Origin of the sequence: Zobellella denitrificans (genome assembly GCF_002237365.1) — a bacterium.
GTDB classification, from domain to species: Bacteria; Pseudomonadota; Gammaproteobacteria; order Enterobacterales; family Aeromonadaceae; genus Oceanimonas; species Oceanimonas denitrificans.
Map to the genome: position 1 here is coordinate 24,005 of NZ_NMUO01000024.1, position 18,771 is coordinate 42,775.

Annotated in this window: 15 protein-coding genes, 1 pseudogene and 1 riboswitch; of the genes and pseudogenes, 10 read left to right on the top strand and 6 right to left on the bottom strand. The window is 65.7% G+C overall.

Translation table 11 applies throughout. The features are described from left to right. Positions 1-43: 43 nt before the first annotated feature. Positions 44-1,312 (bottom strand): uracil-xanthine permease family protein, encoded by a 1,269-nt coding sequence (locus CGX12_RS07345; RefSeq protein ID WP_094039245.1) that lies wholly within the window; start codon positions 1,310-1,312, stop codon positions 44-46. 51 nt (positions 1,313-1,363) lie between these two features. Further along, positions 1,364-1,990 carry a uracil phosphoribosyltransferase gene (upp, locus tag CGX12_RS07350; protein WP_094039246.1) on the bottom strand — a complete coding sequence of 209 codons (627 nt, stop codon included), beginning with the start codon at positions 1,988-1,990 and terminating at the stop codon, positions 1,364-1,366. 237 nt (positions 1,991-2,227) lie between these two features. Between upp and purM the strand changes: the two genes are divergently transcribed. Beyond that, the gene (purM, locus tag CGX12_RS07355) at positions 2,228-3,265 is read left to right on the top strand and encodes a phosphoribosylformylglycinamidine cyclo-ligase (protein ID WP_094039247.1); all 1,038 of its coding nucleotides are present in this window, start codon (positions 2,228-2,230) and stop codon (positions 3,263-3,265) included. Further along, a complete protein-coding gene (gene purN, locus CGX12_RS07360; RefSeq protein ID WP_094039248.1) occupies positions 3,262-3,900 on the top strand; it encodes a phosphoribosylglycinamide formyltransferase in 639 nt (212 codons plus the stop codon). The genes purM and purN overlap by 4 nt, the downstream gene beginning before the upstream one ends. Here the strand turns inward: purN and CGX12_RS07365 are convergent. From CGX12_RS07365 to lpcA, 4 genes are all read right to left on the bottom strand, one after another. After that, the gene (locus CGX12_RS07365) at positions 3,885-4,667 is read right to left on the bottom strand and encodes a hypothetical protein (protein ID WP_094039249.1); all 783 of its coding nucleotides are present in this window, start codon (positions 4,665-4,667) and stop codon (positions 3,885-3,887) included. The two genes, purN and CGX12_RS07365, sit on opposite strands and share 16 nt — an antisense overlap. Continuing rightward, positions 4,664-7,072, bottom strand: a complete 2,409-nt coding sequence (locus CGX12_RS07370) for a Lon protease family protein (protein ID WP_094039250.1) — start codon at positions 7,070-7,072, stop codon at positions 4,664-4,666. Before CGX12_RS07370 ends, CGX12_RS07365 begins: the two co-directional genes overlap by 4 nt. Positions 7,073-7,372: 300 nt before the next feature. After that, a complete protein-coding gene (locus CGX12_RS07375) occupies positions 7,373-8,167 on the bottom strand; it encodes a class II glutamine amidotransferase (RefSeq protein ID WP_094039251.1) in 795 nt (264 codons plus the stop codon). 5 nt (positions 8,168-8,172) lie between these two features. Next, on the bottom strand, positions 8,173-8,754 hold the full coding sequence (lpcA, locus tag CGX12_RS07380) for a D-sedoheptulose 7-phosphate isomerase (protein ID WP_094039252.1): 582 nt from the start codon (positions 8,752-8,754) through the stop codon (positions 8,173-8,175). A 434-nt stretch (positions 8,755-9,188) separates the two neighbouring features. Between lpcA and CGX12_RS20325 the strand changes: the two are divergent. The 8 genes and pseudogenes from CGX12_RS20325 to thiD all read left to right on the top strand — a co-directional run. Then, positions 9,189-9,701 (top strand): annotated as a pseudogene (locus CGX12_RS20325) (choice-of-anchor P family protein); the annotation flags it as partial. Next, a complete protein-coding gene (locus tag CGX12_RS20330; RefSeq protein ID WP_303396178.1) occupies positions 9,687-10,184 on the top strand; it encodes a post-COAP-1 domain-containing protein in 498 nt (165 codons plus the stop codon). The pseudogene CGX12_RS20325 and the gene CGX12_RS20330, both read left to right, overlap by 15 nt. A gap of 216 nt (positions 10,185-10,400) precedes the next feature. Beyond that, positions 10,401-12,845, top strand: a complete 2,445-nt coding sequence (gene fadE / locus CGX12_RS07390) for an acyl-CoA dehydrogenase FadE (RefSeq protein WP_094039254.1) — start codon at positions 10,401-10,403, stop codon at positions 12,843-12,845. A gap of 328 nt (positions 12,846-13,173) precedes the next feature. Next, positions 13,174-13,941 carry an ABC transporter ATP-binding protein gene (locus tag CGX12_RS07395; protein ID WP_094039255.1) on the top strand — a complete coding sequence of 256 codons (768 nt, stop codon included), beginning with the start codon at positions 13,174-13,176 and terminating at the stop codon, positions 13,939-13,941. Positions 13,942-13,950: 9 nt separating this feature from the next. Next, complete coding sequence (locus CGX12_RS07400) at positions 13,951-14,853, top strand: iron-siderophore ABC transporter substrate-binding protein (protein WP_254918229.1); 903 nt, start codon at positions 13,951-13,953, stop codon at positions 14,851-14,853. After that, entirely contained in the window at positions 14,850-15,809 is a 960-nt protein-coding gene (gene menA, locus CGX12_RS20230) for a 1,4-dihydroxy-2-naphthoate octaprenyltransferase (protein ID WP_254918230.1), read from the top strand. Before CGX12_RS07400 ends, menA begins: the two co-directional genes overlap by 4 nt. Positions 15,810-16,145: 336 nt before the next feature. Beyond that, positions 16,146-16,248, top strand: a riboswitch (TPP riboswitch). An 88-nt stretch (positions 16,249-16,336) separates the two neighbouring features. After that, positions 16,337-18,289 (top strand): phosphomethylpyrimidine synthase ThiC, encoded by a 1,953-nt coding sequence (gene thiC / locus CGX12_RS07410; protein ID WP_094039256.1) that lies wholly within the window; start codon positions 16,337-16,339, stop codon positions 18,287-18,289. Then, on the top strand, positions 18,286-18,771 hold a 486-nt coding region (gene thiD / locus CGX12_RS07415), incomplete at its 3' end, for a bifunctional hydroxymethylpyrimidine kinase/phosphomethylpyrimidine kinase (protein ID WP_176442025.1). The genes thiC and thiD, both read left to right, overlap by 4 nt.

Consider the following 18,771-nt stretch of genomic DNA (forward strand, 5'->3'; position numbering starts at 1 on the left):
GCATGGGACTCATGATAACCACTGAGCCAGGCCCTTGCCAGGTTCAATGGCCGCGCGCCCTGGGCAGCACCAGGTTGAGCAGTATGCCGACAATGCCGCACAGGCTGATGCCCTGCAGGCTGAAACCGCCGATGCCGAAGGCCATGCCGCCGATGCCGAACACCAGGATCACCGCCACTATGCACAGGTTGCGCGCCTGGGACAGATCCACCTGGTGCTTGATCAGGCTGTTGAGGCCCACGGTGGCGATGGAGCCGAACAGCAGTATCATGATGCCGCCCATCACCGGGGTGGGAATGGTCAGCATCAGGGCGCCGAACTTGCCGACAAAGGCCAGCACGATGGCAAAGCCCGCCGCCCAGGTCATGATCACCGGGTAGAAGTTCTTGGTCAGCATCACGGCGCCGGTCACCTCCGAATAGGTGGTGTTGGGGGGTCCGCCAAACAGCGACGCCGCGCCGGTGGCCAGGCCGTCGCCCAGCAGGGTGCGGTGCAGGCCGGGTTTTTTGACGTAGTCCTTGCCGGTGACCGAGCTGATCGCCAGGATGTCGCCGATGTGCTCGATGGCCGGGGCGATGGCCACCGGGATCATGAACAGCACCGCCTGCCAGTGCCACTCGGGCGCAACGAAATTGGGCACGGAGAACCAGGCCGCCTCCCGCACCGGGGTGAAATCCACCACCCCGAACCACAGCGCCAGGCCGTAGCCCACCGCGATGCCGGCGGTAATGGGCACCAGCCTGAAAATCCCCCTGGCCATGGTGGACACCAGCAGGGTGGTGACCAGGGAGCCCAGCGACAGCCACAGGGCGACCTCCTGCGGCATCAGCTCGGCGGCACCGTCGCCGGTCTTGCCGATGGCCATGTTCACCGCCAGCGGTGCCAACCCGAGGCCGATCACCATGATCACCGGCCCCACCACCACTGGCGGCAGCAGCCGGGTCAGCAGGGCGGTGCCGCGCCAGCGCACCAGCTGGCTGAGCAGCACGTAAACGGCGCCCGCCGCCATCAGGCCGCTCATGGTGGCGGGAATGCCCCAGGTCTGCACCCCGTAGAGGATGGGGGCGATAAAGGCAAAGGAGGACGCCAGGAAGATGGGCACCTGGCGCTTGGTGCACAGCTGGAAGATCAGGGTACCGATACCGGCGGTAAAGAGTGCCACATTCGGATCCAGCCCGGTGATCAGCGGCATCAGCACCAGGGCGCCGAAGGCCACGAACAGCATCTGGGAGCCGGCCAGGGCCTGGCGCAGGGGGGTATTGACCGCCGCCTGGGCGGTGGCCAGGGCGTCGGTTTGCTCTGCTGAATTCATCTGTCTCAACCTTGAATAAACGGAAAAAAACCGGCCTCAGCCGGTTTTGCCTTACTTGGTACCAAATATCTTGTCGCCCGCATCGCCCAGGCCGGGGATGATGTAGCCATGCTCGTTGAGCCGCTCGTCGATGGAGGCGCAGTACAGCTCCACGTCCGGATGGGCCTGCTCCAGGGCCTTGATGCCCTCGGGTGCGGCCACCAGCACGATGACCTTGATCTGGTTGCACCCCTTTTGCTTGAGCAGGTCGATGGTGGCCACCATGGAGCCGCCGGTGGCCAGCATGGGATCCACCACCAGCGCCAGCCGCTCCTCGATGTGGCTGACCAGCTTGTTGAAGTAGTGCACCGGCTGCAGGGTCTCCTCGTCGCGGTAGACCCCCACCACGCTGACCCGGGCGCTCGGCATGTGTTCCAGCACGCCGTCCAGCATGCCGAGGCCGGCACGCAGTATGGGCACCACCGTCACCTTCTTGCCCTTGAGCTGGTCGACCTCGACCGGGCCGTTCCAGCCGTTGATGGTGGTCTTTTCGGTTTCGAAATCGGCGGTGGCCTCGTAGGTCAGCAGGCTGCCCACCTCCTTCGCCAGTTCACGAAAGCGTTTGGTGCTGATGTCGGCTTCCCGCATCAGACCCAGCTTGTGTTTCACCAAAGGGTGCTTTACCTCGACGACTTTCATCAACCCGATCTCCCGACGTATAAAAAAACCGCGGAATACTAGCATAAAATAGTGTCCAGCGGCAGGGATACAGAGCAACTTTTAGCAAAGGCCGCCGCCTTGCTCCATTAGGCGGTTTATGGCTGTGGCACTGGCCTGCCCATTAAATTAGAATAGCGCCCGAACACATCAGTACCAGCCGGAACAAGGCGCCAATTGCCCCGCCGGCCTTTGAATCCAAAAACAAGGTGATCCCCCGTGACGCAGAACAAACCCCTGAGCTACAAAGACGCCGGCGTAGACATCGATGCCGGTAACGCCCTGGTTGAACGCATCAAAGGCGTTAGCCGTCGTACTCAACGCCCGGAAGTGATGGGCGGCCTCGGGGGCTTTGGCGCCCTGTGCCAGTTGCCCACCGGCTATAAGGAGCCGGTGCTGGTGGCCGGCACCGACGGGGTGGGCACCAAGCTGCGCCTGGCCATCGACCTCAAGCGCCATCAGGGCGTGGGCATCGATCTGGTGGCCATGTGCGTCAATGATCTGATCGTGCAGGGCGCCGAGCCGCTGTTCTTCCTCGACTACTACGCCACCGGCAAACTGGACGTGGACACCGCCGCCGACGTGGTCACCGGTATCGGCGCCGGCTGCGAGCTGAGCGGCTGCGCCCTGATCGGCGGTGAAACCGCAGAGATGCCCGGCATGTACGAAGAAGGCGACTACGATTTGGCAGGATTTTGTGTCGGCGTAGTGGAAAAAAGCGGCATTATCGACGGCTCCAAGGTGGCCGCCGGCGACGCCCTGATCGCCCTGGGCTCCAGCGGCCCGCACTCCAACGGCTACTCCCTGATCCGCAAGATCCTGGAAGTGAGCGGCGCGGACCTGCAGCAGCCCCTGGGCGAAGGCTCCCTGGCCGATGCCCTGATGGCTCCCACCCGCATCTACGTCAAGCCGGTGCTGGAACTCATCAAGCAGTTCGACATCCACGCCCTGAGCCACATCACCGGCGGCGGCTTCTGGGAAAACATTCCCCGGGTGCTGCCCGCCGACGCCAAGGCGGTGATCGACGGCGCCAGCTGGCAGTGGCCGCAGGTGTTCCAGTGGCTGCAACAGGCCGGCAACGTGGAAACCTTTGAAATGTACCGCACCTTCAACTGCGGCGTGGGCATGATCATCGCCTTGCCCGCCGAGCAGGCCGCGGCCGCGGTCAAGTTCATGCAGGATGCCGGTGAAAACGCCTGGCTGATCGGCCGCATCGACGCCGCCGCCGAGGGTGAAGAACAGGTCGAGATCCAATGAAACGCATCGTCGTACTGATCTCCGGCAGCGGCAGCAACCTGCAGGCGCTGCTGAGCCAGGCCGCCGCCGCCCAGCTGGGCGGCGACATCGTCGCCGTGATCAGCAACAAGGCCGAGGCTTACGGCCTGGAGCGCGCCCGCATCGCGGGCGTGCCCACCGCCGTGCTGCCCCACCAGGGCTATGCGGATCGGGAAAGCTACGACGCCGACCTGATGGCGCTTATCGACGGCTACCAGCCGGATCTGGTGGTGCTGGCGGGCTTTATGCGTATCCTCACCCCCGCCCTGGTGCGTCACTACCAGGGCCGCATGCTCAATATCCACCCCTCGCTGCTGCCCAAATACCAGGGGCTGAACACCCACCGCCGCGCCATCGAGGCCGGCGACGAGGAGCACGGCTGCAGCGTGCACTTCGTCACCGAGGAGCTGGATGGCGGCCCCGTGGTGCTGCAGGCGCTGGTGCCCATCTTTGAAGGGGACGACGAAGCCGCCGTGGCCGCCCGGGTGCTGGTGCAGGAGCACGCCATCTATCCCCTGGTGGTGCGCTGGTTCTGCGACGGCCGGCTTGAAATGCGGGACGGCCAGGCGGTGCTTGACGGCAGGGCCCTGCCCGCCCAGGGCTACGCCGAAGACTGAGGTTCAGGCGCAACCAGCAGGGCGGCGTTGATGTTCTTCATGCGGGCGCCCGCCAACAGCGGGCTGTCCCGGTGCAGCACCAGCAGCGAAGCCCGGTCGCTGGCGGCGGCCATCACCCCCGGCAGGCTCCAGTCGGTGATCGGCAACATGGCCCCCTTTAACCCCCGGGGCTCCAGCGCCGGGCCCAGCTCGTCGGCCCCGGCCGCCGGCACCGTGATCCACAAGGGCAACTGCTGCTGCCGGGCCAGCTGTTCGGCCCGGGCCAGCACGGGTGCATCCCGCGCCGCCTCCTCCCATACCGCCAGCACCATCTCCACCGGCCTGAACCGGCGGCTCAGCAGCAGCACCTCATGCTCCGGCGGCCTGTCCCAGGTTGGCAGCTCGGTGGCCGGGTCGAGCACCAGCACCGGCACCTCGTCCCGGGAAGCCGGCGGTCGGGCCAGCAACTGCTCGCGCCGGCCGTACTCCACCTCCAGGCTCCACTCCAGGGCCCGGTTGCGGGCGAGCTGCTGCAACCGCTGGCGGATATGCTCGCGCCGGCGGCGCAGCTGCAGGCGTATTCGCTCCGGATCCAGCTCCCGCACCCGGCCGGTGGTCAGGCTCACCTCCCGGGTGCAGGGCAGCTCGGCCGAGCGCAGCAAGCTTTCATCCTCGATAAAAACGGCGCGCAGCCGGGCCCCGTGCCGGGCGGCGAACTCGGCCACCCGCTCCAGCATCTCCAGCTCGGCCTGGCTCAGATCCAGATACCATACGATATGCCTTATCATGATTCCTCATCCGGGCCCTTGGCCCCGTCCTCATGCTCTGCCGCCTTCTGGCGGCGCTGCAGCTCGGCCAGCCTCGCCAGCCGTTCCCGCACCCTGGCATTGACCGTGCCCTCGGGGTAATTGCCCTGCTCGTCCGCCTCCCCCGCCGGCAGACCGGCGAGCAGGGACAGCGCCTCGTCCAGGTGCGCCACCGAATACACCCGGAAACGCCCCTCGGCCACCGCCTGGCGCACCTCCCGGTTCAGCATCAGGTTGTCTTCGTTGGCCCTGGGGATGATGACCCCCTGCCCCGGTGCAAAGCCACGCGCCTGGCAGATGTCGAAGAAGCCTTCGATCTTCTCGTTGACCCCGCCGATGGGCTGCACCTGGCCGTATTGGTTGATGGAGCCGGTCACCGCCAGCGCCTGGCTGAGCGGCACCCGGGCGATGGCCGAGATCAGGGCGCAACACTCCGCCACCGAGGCGCTGTCCCCCTCGATCATGCCGTAGGACTGTTCGAACGCCAGGCTGGCGGACACGGCCATGGGCCCCTCGGGCGCGTAGCGGCTGCCGAGGAAGCGCGACAGGATCAGCATGGCCTTGGCGTGGATGGCGCCGCTGAGCTTGGCCTCCCGTTCGATGTCGAGCACCGAACCGGAACCGAGCCGGGCGGTGGCGCTGATCCGCGCCGGCTGGCCGAAGCGGTAATTACCCAGATCCAGCACCGTCAGGCCGTTGACCTGGCCCACCACGGCGCCGTCGGTGTCGATAAACTTGCTGCCGCGCAGCACCGACTCCTCCATCTGCCGGTGGATGCGCGAAGCCCGCCGCCGGACGGCCTCCAGCGCCTGCTCGATGGCCCCGGCCGAGATGCTCTGCTCGCCGCCGTGCTCGGCCCAGTAGTTGGCCTCGTGCAACAGGTCGGTGAGCTCCTGGGTGTGGGCCGACAGCCGCAACTGATCGTCGGCCAGCCGGCCGGCATGTTCCACCATCCTGGCTACCCCGCCCCGGGTGAGCGGGCGCAAGTCCTGCTGGCGGGCCAGCCAGCCGATAAAGCGGGCGTAACGCTGCAGGTTTTCCGGGCTGACGTCCACCTCGTCCTGATAGTCCGCCTGTACCTTGAACAGCTTGCCGAAGTCGGGATCGTAGGCCGCCAACAGGTAGTAGAGCTGGCGCTCGCCGATCAGCACCACCTTCAGCTCCATGGGCACCGGCTCCGGCTCCAGGGAAATGGTGCTGGCCAGGCTGTAGAACTGCTCCAGCGATTCGATGCGGATCTCCCGGGCGAACAGGGCCCGCTTCAGCGCTTCCCAGGCCATGGGCTGCATCACCAGCTTGCGTGCGTCCAGGATCAGGTAGCCGCCGTTGGCCCGGTGCAGGGCGCCACTGCGGATCAGGGTGAAGTCGGTGACCAGGGCGCCCTGCTGCACGTGGTGCTCGACCCGGCCGAGCAGGCGGGACAGGTTGGGCAGATCCTCGTAGATCACCGGGGCCCCCTCGGTGTCGGCGTTGTCCACCAGCAGGTTGAGCTGGTAGCGGGCCAGCAACTGGGCCGGCAGTTCTCCCTCGCGCATGTGGCCGAGCAGCAGGTTGACATTGCCGCTCAAGTCCTGCTGTATCGCTTCCAGCTGGCGAAGCACGGGATCGCAGCCACCGTATTCCCGGCGCAGTTCGTCGATCAGGTTGCCGCCGGCGAACATCACCATCTCTTCGTTCAGCCACTGGATATGCAGCTGGGTCTCCCGCCGCCACAGGGGAAACTGCTGCAGCACCTCCTGCAGCCTGGCCTCGACCCGGGCGATGGCCTGCTCCATGGCGGTGCGCTCCGCCTCCGGCAACTGGCGGAAGGCCCTGGCGTCCAGCACCTCGTCGCCCTTGCGTGGTGCCAGGGTAAAGCCGGTGGGGGTGCTGAGCAGGGCCACCTGCTCGGCCTTGGCCAGCGCCTTTACCTCGGCCATGGCCGCCGCCTGGCGCTCGGCCAGCTGCTGGTTCAGCTCTTCCAGCCGCAGGCGGTACTCCTCGGTTTCAAACGCCGCCGGAATGGCGATGAGCAGCTCTTCGACCAGCTTCTCCAGGCTGGCCTTGAAGCGCCGTCCCACCCCGGCGGGCAGGGTCAGCAGCGCCGGCCGGATCGGCTCCTCGAAGCAGTAGGCGTAGCAGATATCCGGCGGTACCGGCTCATGGGCCGCCCGGCCGCTCAGGAAACGCTGGATCAGGGAGTGACGGGCACAGCTTTCCGGCGCCATCATGCAGATGTTAAAGCCCTGGCTGCGGATGCCGGTACCGAAGGACAGGGCCTCCAGCAGACGCTCCTGGCCCACCAGGGCGCCGGAATCGGTGAGTTCGTCGGTGGTGGTAAAACCGAAAGCAGCCTCGTCGCAGGCGCGGTAAAGCCGCTCGGGGGCTAGGGGAGAAAGGAATTCCATGGCTCGCCTCGCTGAACAGTGCTGTTCAAAGCGTAGCCAAAATTGCCATCCAAAAAGGGGGCGGTGTCATTTTCCATCAGAAAATGACTCCGCCCCCTTTTTGGGGCTTAGCGGCTAGAGCACCGATCAGTTTAAAACGTGAGCAGTGCGATATCTTACCTGTAGGCGCCCGTTTACGTGGCGCAAAGCTGCCAACGGCGTGGGGTGTGGAAATTGAGCGCCGTCTTCCCGTCGGCTGAAGCGACGGCTACAGCGGCACAAACCGGCAGCGACGCAGAGCCGGGCTGCCTGATTTTTAAACTATATGGTGCTCCAGGCCCCGTTGCCGGCGATGCGCTCGCCCAGGTGGAAGAGGTTGAACTCGCCGGGTTGCATCTTGCGCCATTGCTCGTTGTTGGTGAGCGGCTGGGTGGCGATCACCGTCACCACGTCGTTGGGGGTGGTTTCCTGCTGGAAGTCGATTTCCACCTCCTCATCGATAAGGCGCGCCGGGCCGAAGGGGGCGCGGCGGGTGATCCAGTGCAGGTTGTTGCTGCAGTAGGTCATCAGGTACTCGCCGTCGGTGAGCAGCATATTGAACACCCCCAGGGCGCGCAGCCGGTCGCACAGGGAGGCTACGTGGCGGAACATGGCCGCCATGTTGCCGGGCTTGCGCGGGTATTTGCGCTCCAGTTCGTGCAGTATCCAGCAAAAGGCCAGCTCGCTGTCGGTGTCGCCCACCGGCTTGTGCCGCCCGGTTTTCAGCTTGCTCTTGTAGCCGGTTAACTGACCATTGTGTGCAAAGGTCCAGTAACGACCCCACAGCTCGCGGGTAAAGGGATGGGTGTTCTCCAGGGCGATGCCACCCCGATTGGCCTGGCGGATATGGCTGACCACGGCACAGCTCTTGATGGGATACTCCTGTACCAGTTGGGCAATGCGCGACTGGCTGGAGGGCTGGGGATCCTTGAAGGTGCGCACCCCCTTGCCCTCGTAGAAGACGATGCCCCAGCCGTCCTTGTGCGGGCCGGTGCGCCCGCCCCGTTGCATCAGGCCGGTAAAGCTGAAGCAGATGTCGGTGGGCACATTCGCGCTCATCCCTAACAGTTCACACATCCGGCTTACCCTTGCTCCATCTCTTTTTCCACCAGCTGGATCAGGATGTGGATCACCTTGATATGCACCTCCTGGATGCGATCCGCATAACCGAAGTGGGGCACCCGGATCTCCACGTCCGCCAGGCCGGCCATCTTGCCGCCGTCCTTGCCGGTCAGTGCTATCACCTTGATGCCCTTGGCCCTGGCCGCCGCTATCGCCTTGAGGATATTGCCGGAGTTGCCGCTGGTGGACAGGCCGAACAGCACGTCGCCCTCGCGGCCCACCGCCTCCAGGTAGCGGGAAAACACGTATTCGTAGCCGAAGTCGTTGGACACGCAGGTGATATGGCTGGGATCGGAAATGGCGATGGCCGGGTAGCCGGGGCGGTTTTCCCGGTAGCGGCCGGTCAGCTCCTCGGCAAAGTGCATGGCGTCGCAGTGGGAGCCGCCGTTGCCGCAGGAAAGCACCTTGCCGCCGGCCTTGAAGCTGTCGGCCAGCAACTTGGCCGCCCGCTCGATGGCGGCGATATTGGCGTCGTCGGCCAGGAAGCGGTTCAGCACCTCGGCGGCTTCGGTGAGTTCGTTGCGGATCAGATCCTGATACATGAAATGGCCTCTCACTTGCGGGATAAGGGGGCATTTTGGCACAAGTGGCCAGGAGCGGGAAGCGGGTGGCATTCCTTCCCTGCCACCTTGCGCCGGCAGCGACAGAAGCTCCCCTGCCGCTCTTGTACCCATGGCGACCCCCAATCGCAACGAGACTGAATATTATTTGACCAAGCCGGCAAACCCGAACCTATACTTTTCCTGCACGGCAGGGATAGGACTCAAAGGCCGACGCTGTGTCATTTTATCCCCAGGAGGAGGGTTAACCAATGTCCAATAACAAAGCACGGTGGCTGGCGTTCGTCGCCATCACAATACTATGGCTAGGCTCGGGATTGTCCCACCAGACGATGGCGGCACCCAAGGGAGGAGGAAAGGGAGGAGGTGGTGGTGACGCCGAGCCCAGCGTCATGACCACTTAAAGCGGGCAGGCCACGGCGGTCAGGGTATCGGCCAATGCCCTGCTGCTCAAGACCAACATCATACTGTCCGATACCGGGCAACTGGACAGCACGGGAGGCAGCAAGGACGCCACCCTGGCCAACGTGAACGCCAGCGGCCTGGTCAAGGCGTCGGTACTCAACGCCGCCACCATGGGTTCGGGCAACCTGGCCAACTCCATGGCATCCACCCTGGGGCTGGATCTGGATCTCGGCCTGCTGGGCCTTACCGTCGGCGCGGGCCTGTTGCAGTCCTTCACCTGGGCCGACTGCCTCGACGGCCAGGCAGCGCTGTCGGGCTATGCCGACATCGTTGGGCTCACCATCAACGGCAAATCCGTCGAGGCCTCGGGCCATCCCAACCAGGGGGTGGATTTGGGCCCGCTGTTGCAGGTGATCCTGAACCGCCAGGTGGAAACCGCCAAGGGCCTGCAGGTGGACGCCCTCTACATCAAGGTGCTCGACCTGCTGGGCAAACCGGTGGCGGAAGTGGTGGTCTCGCGCAGCGAGTCCGGCATCAACTGCGGCTCGGGCCCGGACGGCGTCTGTCCGGCGCCAGCCGACTTCGTCACCGGGGGCGGTTTCGTGCTGGATGGCAGCGGTAGAAAGGTCAACTTCGGCCTGCACGGCGGCGTGCGCGGCGATGGCGAGCTGCGCGGCCGCTTCAACCTGGTGGGGAGCGGCGTCCATGCCCAGGGCCAGAGCCTGCTGGCATATTCGGCGTTGGACGAAACCACCCGTCGGCTGACCTATGCCGCCACGGTGAACGGCCAGGCCACCCAGTGCACCCTGATCGTGGCCGATAACGGTGAACCCGGTCGCGACGACAGTTTCGCCATCGACTGTGATTCGGGCTACGCCGTGAGCGGAGTCCTCAGCCAGGGCGGCAATATCCAGCTGCACAAGCCCTCCTGCGCCCTGTCCGTCGAGGACGGTGGCAATAGCGGCGGTGGCGGCAAAGGCGGCGGCAAGGGAGGTGGCAAGAAATAACTGAACCATCCGCCGTTGCCAATCCCTTCCGTCGGCCGGCAACGGCGGTCCACCCCGGCCTTCGCCTTCGCCTTCGCCTTCCCCTCTCCTGCCCCGACTCAGGATATACACTTTGATAACGACCGCGCAGCTTGATTTAAACATCCGTATGAATTACAACTAAGGAAACCACACAGGTCTGACCTCTTACCTTTCAATCTGCACAAGGAGTCGTTTATGATTACCGCATTGCTGCTACTGATCACCTGGGGGGGACTGGCCTATCGCCAGAGCCGGCTGGTGACGGCGTCCCTGCTTACCGCCGCCATACTGGCATTGGGCACCCTGCTCGGCGAGGTGGGCCCGCTTGTCTGGCTGCTGTTCGCTGTCGTGGCCGCCGTGCTCAACCTGCCGGCCCTGCGCCACGGCCTGCTGAGTCGGCCGCTGTTCCGGGTGTACAAGGGGCTGATGCCGGAGATGTCGCGCACCGAGAAGGAAGCCATCGAAGCCGGCACCACCTGGTGGGAAGCCGAGCTGTTCCGCGGCAAGCCCGACTGGCAGACCCTGCACAACTATCCCCGCCCCCGCCTGAGCGAGGAAGAGCAGGCCTTTCTGGACGGTCCGGTGGAAACCGTGTGCCGCATGACCAACGACTGGGAAGTCACCCACGAGCGCGCGGATCTGTCGCCGGAAGTCTGGGCCTACCTGAAAGAACATAAGTTCTTCGCCATGATCATCAAGAAGGAATACGGCGGCCTCGAATTCTCCGCCTATGCCCAGTCGCGGGTACTGCAAAAGTTGTGCAGCACCAGCGCCGTACTGGCCTCCACCGTGGGCGTGCCCAACTCCCTCGGCCCCGGCGAGCTGCTGCAGCACTACGGCACCAAGGAGCAGAAAGACCATTACCTGCCGCGCCTGGCCCGGGGTGAGGAAATCCCCTGCTTCGCCCTCACCAGCCCGGAGGCGGGCTCGGACGCCGGCGCCATTCCGGATTATGGCGTGGTGTGCCTGGGCGAATGGCAGGGTAAAGAGGTGCTCGGCATGCGCATCACCTGGAACAAACGCTACATCACCCTGGCCCCGGTGGCCACCGTGCTGGGGCTGGCGTTCAAGCTGCGCGACCCGGAGCGGCTGCTGGGCGGCGAGGAAGATCTCGGCATCACCTGCGCGCTCATCCCCACCAACACCCCGGGCGTGAACATCGGCCGCCGCCACTTCCCGCTCAACGTGCCCTTCCAGAACGGTCCCACCCAGGGCAAGGACGTGTTCGTGCCCATCGACACCATCATCGGCGGCCAGGAGATGGCCGGCCAGGGCTGGCGCATGCTGGTGGAATGCCTGTCCGTCGGCCGGGGTATCACCCTGCCCTCCAACGGCACCGCCGGCAGCCGGGTGTCGGCCCTGGCCTCCGGCGCCTACAGCCGCATCCGCCGCCAGTTCAAGTTGCCCATCGGCAGGATGGAAGGCATTGAAGAGCCGCTGGCCCGCCTGGGCGGCAACGCCTACCTGTCGGACGCGGCCAGCATGCTCACCGTGACCGGCATCGATCTGGGCGAGAAGCCCTCGGTGATCTCCGCCATCGTCAAGTACCACCTCACCGACCGCAGCCAGCGCAGTATTATCGACGCCATGGACATCCACGGCGGCAAGGGCATCTGCATGGGGCCCAACAACTACCTGGCCCGGGGCTACCAGGGCGCGCCCATCGCCATCACGGTGGAAGGCGCCAATATCCTGACCCGCAGCATGATCATCTACGGCCAGGGTGCCATCCGCTGCCATCCCTACGTGCTGGCGGAAATGTTGTCGGTGCAGGAGCCGGACGCCAAAAAGGCGCTGGCCCAGTTCGACCGGGCCCTGTTCGGCCATCTCGGCTTCGCCCTGGGCAACTTCGCACGCAGCGCCTGGTTCGGCCTGACCGGCGCCCGCCTGAGCCCGGCGCCGGTGAAGGACGCCACCGCCCGCTACTACCGCCAGATGAACCGGCTGTCCGCCAACCTGGGCCTGCTGTCCGACCTGGCCATGGCCACCCTGGGCGGCGAGCTCAAGCGCAAGGAGCGCTTGTCGGCACGTCTCGGCGACATCCTCAGCCAGCTCTACCTGGTGTCCGCCACCCTCAAGCGCTTCAACGACGAGGGCCGCCCGGCCGAGGTGCTGCCGCTGGTGCACTGGGCCTGCCAGGACGGCCTCTACCGGGCCCAGGTGGCGCTGGTGGAGCTGCTCGACAACTTCCCCGCCCGCGGCCTCGGCAGGGTACTCAAGCTGCTGCTGATGCCCTTTGGCGCGCCGCTCAAGCGCCCCTCCGACCGGCTGGATCACCAGGTGGCCCGCCTGCTGCAAACCCCGGGCCTGGCCCGCAACAGCCTGGCCGGTGACCTCTACCTCACCGCCGAGGAAGGCAACCCGCTCGGCATGCTGGAGCAGGCGCTCACCGACATCCTGCGCGCCGAGCCGGTGTTCGACAAGGCCACCAGGGCCGTCGGCCGCCGCCCCTTTACCATGCTCGACCAGCTGGCGGAAGAAGCCCTGGCCGCCGGTGCCATCAGCCAGGAGGAAGCCGCCCTGCTGACAGCGGCGGAAGCCAGCCGGCTGCGCACCATCAACGTGGACGACTTCGATCCGCTGGAGCTGGTGGTCAACAAGGCCAGCTTCGACGACTCCATGCTCAACAAGGCCGCCTGAACGGCACTGCTCCTGTAGGGCCCATTTCAATGGGCCATTTCACCCCCGGCGCCGTGTTCGGTCAAATAAATTCGCCCCTACAAGCCCCGCCGTAGATCCATACCAACGGACCATCCCGCCACCGGCGCCGTGGTTTGGTCCGATGTAGTCCACTTCAGTGGACCAATCCACTACCGCCGCCGTGTTTGGTCGAATAAATTCGACCCTTGTCACCCCACGACTCCGGTAGGGCCCATTTCAATGGGCCATCCCTTACGCAAAACACTTGAAAAGTGATAATCAATCTCACTATCATACGCACCACAATTTCACATCCCCCTAAGCCCCGATGCTGGAACTGCAAGGTATCCGCGTACACCGCGATAACAGGACCATTTTAAGCCTGGACGAGCTGTCCCTGGCGGCGGATGCCTTTACCGTCATCCTCGGCCACAACGGCTCGGGCAAGTCGACGCTGATGAAGCTGCTGGCCCGGCAGATGCCGCCGGACGAGGGCCGCATCGCCCTCGACGGCCGGCCCCTCGGCCACTATTCCCAGCGCGAATTCGCCCGTCGCATCGCCTTTCTGCCCCAGCGCCTGCCGGAAGTGGCCGGGCTGAACGTGCGCGAGCTGGTGCGGCTGGGCCGGTTTCCCTGGCGCGGCATGCTGGGCCGCTGGCAACGCGCCGACCATGCCCTGGTGGAAGAAGCCATGAGCCATACCAGGGTCGGCCAGCATGCCGAGCACCAGGCCGATCTGCTCTCCGGCGGCGAGCGCCAGCGGGCCTGGGTGGCCATGCTGCTGGCCCAGCAGTCGCCGCTGCTGCTGCTGGACGAGCCCACCTCGGCGCTGGATCTCAGCCACCAGTACGAACTGCTCAAACTGCTGCAAACCCTCAACCGGGAGCAGGGCCGTGGGGTTATCGTGATCCTGCACGATCTCAACCTGGCGCTGCGCTTCGCCGATCGCATCGTCGCCCTGAAACAGGGCCGGCTGCTGTTCGACCGTGCCCCGGCCGAGCTGATGTCGGAGCGGCTGCTGTCCGAACTCTATAACATTCCCATTCGCCTGATCGACCATCCGGACCAGGATGAAAAGATCGCCGTTGTCGCCTGAGTCATGTTGATGAAAACACCCCTTACCCTGTTGTTGCTCCTCCTTGCCGTTTTCAAGGCGCAGGCCGTTGACGTCACCGACAGCCTGGGCCGCCACGAATTCACCTCTGCACCCCAGCGGGTAGTCGCCCTCAACTGGGCCGCCGCCGAGCACCTGCTGGAACTCGGCGTGACGCCCCTTGCCATCGCCGATACCGCCGGCTACCGGGAATGGGTGGTGCAGCCGACCCTGCCCGCCGGGGTCGAGGACGTCGGCATGCGCCAGGAGCCCAACCTGGAGCGGCTGGCGGAACTCAAGCCCGATCTGATCCTGAGCGGTGATCAGCAGCGGGATCTGGTGCCCCGCCTGTCCCAGATAGCCCCCGTGCTGCACTTCGAGAGCTTCAGCAGCGAGCACAACAACGCCGAGGCTGCCCGCCGGGTGTTCCTGGCCCTGGCCAGGGTGCTGGATCGGGAGGAACGGGCCGAACAGCGCCTGGCCGAGCTGGAGCAGGGCTTCGACCAACTGAAGGCCCGGCTGCACGCCCACTTCGGCGACACCTTGCCCAGGGTGACGGTGGTGCGGCTGATGGACAGCAGCCATGTGCGCATCTACGGCGACAACGGCATGCCCCAGTATGCCCTGGAACGCCTCGGTATCGCTCCCGCCCTGGAAGTGCCGGTCAGCCAGTGGGGCCAGGTGCAGAAGAAGCTGACCGATCTGGGCGCCATCCGCGACGGCGTGGTGCTCTATATCGAGCCCTTCCCCGAGGCCGACAAGCTGTTCGCCACCCCGCTGTGGCGGGCCATGCCCTTTGCCCGTGCCGGCCGGCTGGCGGCGGTGCCCTCCACCTGGACCTACGGCGGCGTCATGTCCCTCGGCTACCTGGCCGACAACCTGACCCGGGCCCTGCTGAGCGTGCCGACGGAATGAGCCGCTACCTGTTGCTGCCGCCCGCCCTGCTGGCGCTGGCCCTGCTGCACCTGCAGCTGGAGCCGACGGTGCCCCTCGCCGGGCAATGGGCCCTGCTGCGGGGCGCCGAGCCCGAGCTGTTCGAGGAATTCCAGTTTTTCTACAGCGCCCTGCCCCGGGTGGCCATGGCGCTGCTGGTGGGCGGCGCCCTGGGGCTTTCCGGCAGCATCTTGCAGCAGCTCACCCAGAACCGGCTGGTGTCGCCCATGACCCTGGGCGCCTCGTCCGGCGCCTGGCTGGCGCTGGTCTGCGCCGCCGTCTGGGCGCCCGCCCTGGCGGCCAGCCACGGCCACTGGATTGCCCTGCTGGGGGCGGCGCTGTCGGCGGCGCTGGTGCTGTTGATCGCCGGTCGCCACGGCATCCGCGGCCTGCCGGTGGTGCTGGCGGGTATGGCGGTCAACCTGCTGCTGGGCGCCCTGGCCCTGCTGGCGGCCCTGGGCTACACCCTGGGCCGGCGGCCCTACGGCTACCGGGGGCTGGGGGATCTGGCGGTGTTCGTGTTCTTCGGCCCGGTGGCGGTGCTGGGCACCAGCTGGCTGATGCTGCACCAGCCGGGGGCCGGCACCGGCCGGGCCGCCCTGGTGGCGGGACTGCTGTCGGTGGCGGTGCTCAATATCAACAATATCCGCGACCTGGAATCGGATCGCCGGGTGGGCAAGCGCACCCTGGCCCTGCGCCTGGGGCTGGCCCGGGCCCGGGTCTACCAGCTATTGCTGCTGGCCACGGCCCTGGTGGCGGGAACGCAGCTGATGGCGGGCTGGGGTTTTCTGGCCCTGCTCGGGCTCTGGCCCCTGGCCGGCGCCACCCGGCTGGTGCTGACCGAGCAGGGGCCGGCGCTGAACCGGGCCCTGGGGCTGACCGCCCGCGGCACCCTGATCTTTACCGGCCTGCTGGCGCTGGGGCTGGCCTGGGGGTAAAACCGGGGGCAGGGCAAGGAGTCCCAATCCTTGTTTTGATGTGAATGCTGGCTTGGGTGTTGTACGCCCCGTGGGGCGCGGGCGGCTCGCCCGCATGAGGGGCACCGAGGCAGGCGAAGGTTCAGCCCAACCCGCTATGCCTTTTCTAGCTGGAGCCTTTTTAAACCTGCGGTGGCAGGTTGATCCGAGGGTTCGCGCTGCGCGCAAATGCAGGCGGGCCGCCTGCGCTCCCAAATCCCCGCTTTAAATGTCTTTGTTGATAAAGCGTTAACCCAGAATTGCAAAAATTGTATCCAACCGCTTTGCTTTTGACCGGTGGCTCTGGCTATACTGGCGCCCATCTTGTCGGAGTGCCCCCAAGGGCTGAGACCGCGAACAGCGGGATCCGTTGAACCTGATCAGGCTAATACCTGCGAAGGGAAACAAGTGAGAACCAGGCCCCAAGACCCTTTCCCGCCCGGCCGGTTCTTCCTCAACACTCCTGACAAGCATTTTCACGAACCAAATGGACGCAAGGTGAGATTGCTATGTCAAAAACGAATCGTCGCGAAGTACGCAGCCAGGCCCAGGAATACATCCAGAACCTCAAGGGCGAACCCTTTCCCAACTCCGGCCGTATCTACATCGAAGGCTCGCGCCCGGATCTGAAGGTGGCCATGCGCGAAATCCGCCTGGCCGACAGCTTCAAGGGCGGCACCAAGGAAAACCCCATTTTCGAGGCCAACGCGCCGGTGCCGGTGTACGACACCTCCGGCCCCTACGGCGATCCGGACTCCGAGCTGGACGTCCGCCAGGGCCTGCCCCAGCTGCGCCGCCAGTGGATACTGGAGCGTAACGACACCGAGGAGCTGGACAGCGTCACCTCCCAGTTCACCCAGCAGCGCATGGCCGACGACGGCCTGGATCACCTGCGCTTCGAGCACCTGCCCAAGCCGCGCAAGGCCAGGCTCGGCCAGTGCGTGACCCAGCTGCACTACGCCCGTAAGGGCATCATCACCCCCGAGATGGAATACATCGCCATCCGCGAGAACATGGGCCGCGAGCGGGTGCGGGACGAGCTGCTGCTCAAGCAGCACCCGGGCCAGAACTTCGGCGCCAACCTGCCCGAGTTCATCACCCCCGAGTTCGTGCGCAAGGAAGTGGCCGAAGGCCGTGCCATCATTCCCGCCAACATCAACCACCCGGAATCCGAGCCGATGATCATCGGCCGCAACTTCCTGGTGAAGATCAACGCCAATATCGGCAACTCGGCGGTGACCTCCTCCATCGAGGAAGAGGTGGAGAAGCTGGTGTGGTCCACCCGCTGGGGCGCCGACACCGTGATGGACCTGTCCACCGGCCGCTATATCCACGAAACCCGGGAATGGATCATGCGCAACAGCCCGGTGCCCATCGGCACCGTGCCCATCTACCAGGCGCTGGAGAAGGTGAACGGCGTGGCCGAGGACCTGACCTGGGAAGTGTTCCGCGACACCCTGATCGAGCAGGCGGAGCAGGGCGTGGACTACTTCACCATCCACGCCGGCGTGCTGCTGCGCTACGTGCCCATGACCGCCAAGCGGGTCACCGGCATCGTCTCCCGTGGCGGCTCCATCATGGCCAAGTGGTGCCTGTCCCATCACAAGGAAAACTTCCTCTACGAGCACTTCCGCGAAATCTGCGAGATCTGTGCCGCCTATGACGTCTCCCTGTCCCTGGGTGACGGCATGCGCCCCGGCTCCATCGCCGACGCCAACGACGAGGCCCAGTTCTCCGAGCTGTACACCCTGGGCGAGCTGACCAAGGTGGCCTGGGAATACGACGTGCAGGTGATGATCGAAGGCCCCGGCCACGTGCCCATGCACATGATCAAGCGCAACATGGAAGAGCAGCTGGAGCACTGTCACGAGGCGCCCTTCTACACTCTGGGCCCGCTCACCACCGACATCGCCCCCGGCTATGACCACTTCACCTCCGGCATCGGCGCCGCCATGATCGGCTGGTTCGGCTGCGCCATGCTGTGCTACGTGACGCCCAAGGAGCACCTGGGCCTGCCCAACAAGGAAGACGTCAAGCAGGGCCTGATTACCTACAAGATCGCCGCCCACGCTGCGGATCTGGCCAAGGGCCACCCGGGCGCCCAGATCCGCGACAACGCCATGTCCAAGGCCCGCTTCGAGTTCCGCTGGGAAGACCAGTTCAACCTGGCGCTGGATCCGGAAACCGCCCGCGCCTACCACGACGAGACCCTGCCCCAGGAATCCGGCAAGGTGGCCCACTTCTGCTCCATGTGCGGACCCAAGTTCTGCTCCATGAAGATCACCCAGGACGTGCGCGACTACGCCGCCAGCCTGGAGAACAACATAGCGGTGCAGTTGGTGGATATGGACGGCAACAGCGAGACCGTGGTCGCCGGCATGGCCCAGATGTCCGAGGAGTTCAAGAAGCGCGGCGGCGAGCTTTACCACCAGGCCGACAAGCTGGAGCGGGAGGAGGCATGACCCGACCCATCGTCTGGACCGTCGCCGGCTCGGACTCGGGCGGCGGCGCCGGCATTCAGGCCGATCTGCACACCATACAGGCGCTGGGCGGCCACGGCTGCTCGGTGATCTCCGCCATCACCGCCCAGAACTCGGTCACGGTGTCCATGGTGGAGCCGGTGCTGATGCAGGCCTTCACCAGCCAGCTGGTGGCCCTGGCCACCGACCTGCCGGCCCGGGCCATCAAGATTGGCCTGCTGCCCGGCGGCCTGCGCGCCGAGGTGCTGGCCCGCTACCTGAAGGAATACCGGCGCCAGTGGCAACCCTGGGTGGTGCTGGATCCGGTGGCCATCGCCAGCACCGGCCAGGCCATGGCCGAGCCCAACCTGCTGCCGGCCATCAAGCAGCACCTGCTGCCCGAGGTGGACCTGGTCACCCCCAACGCCGCCGAGCTGGCGGCCCTGTCGGGCATAGTGCCCGACTCGCCCGGGGCGGTGCGCGCC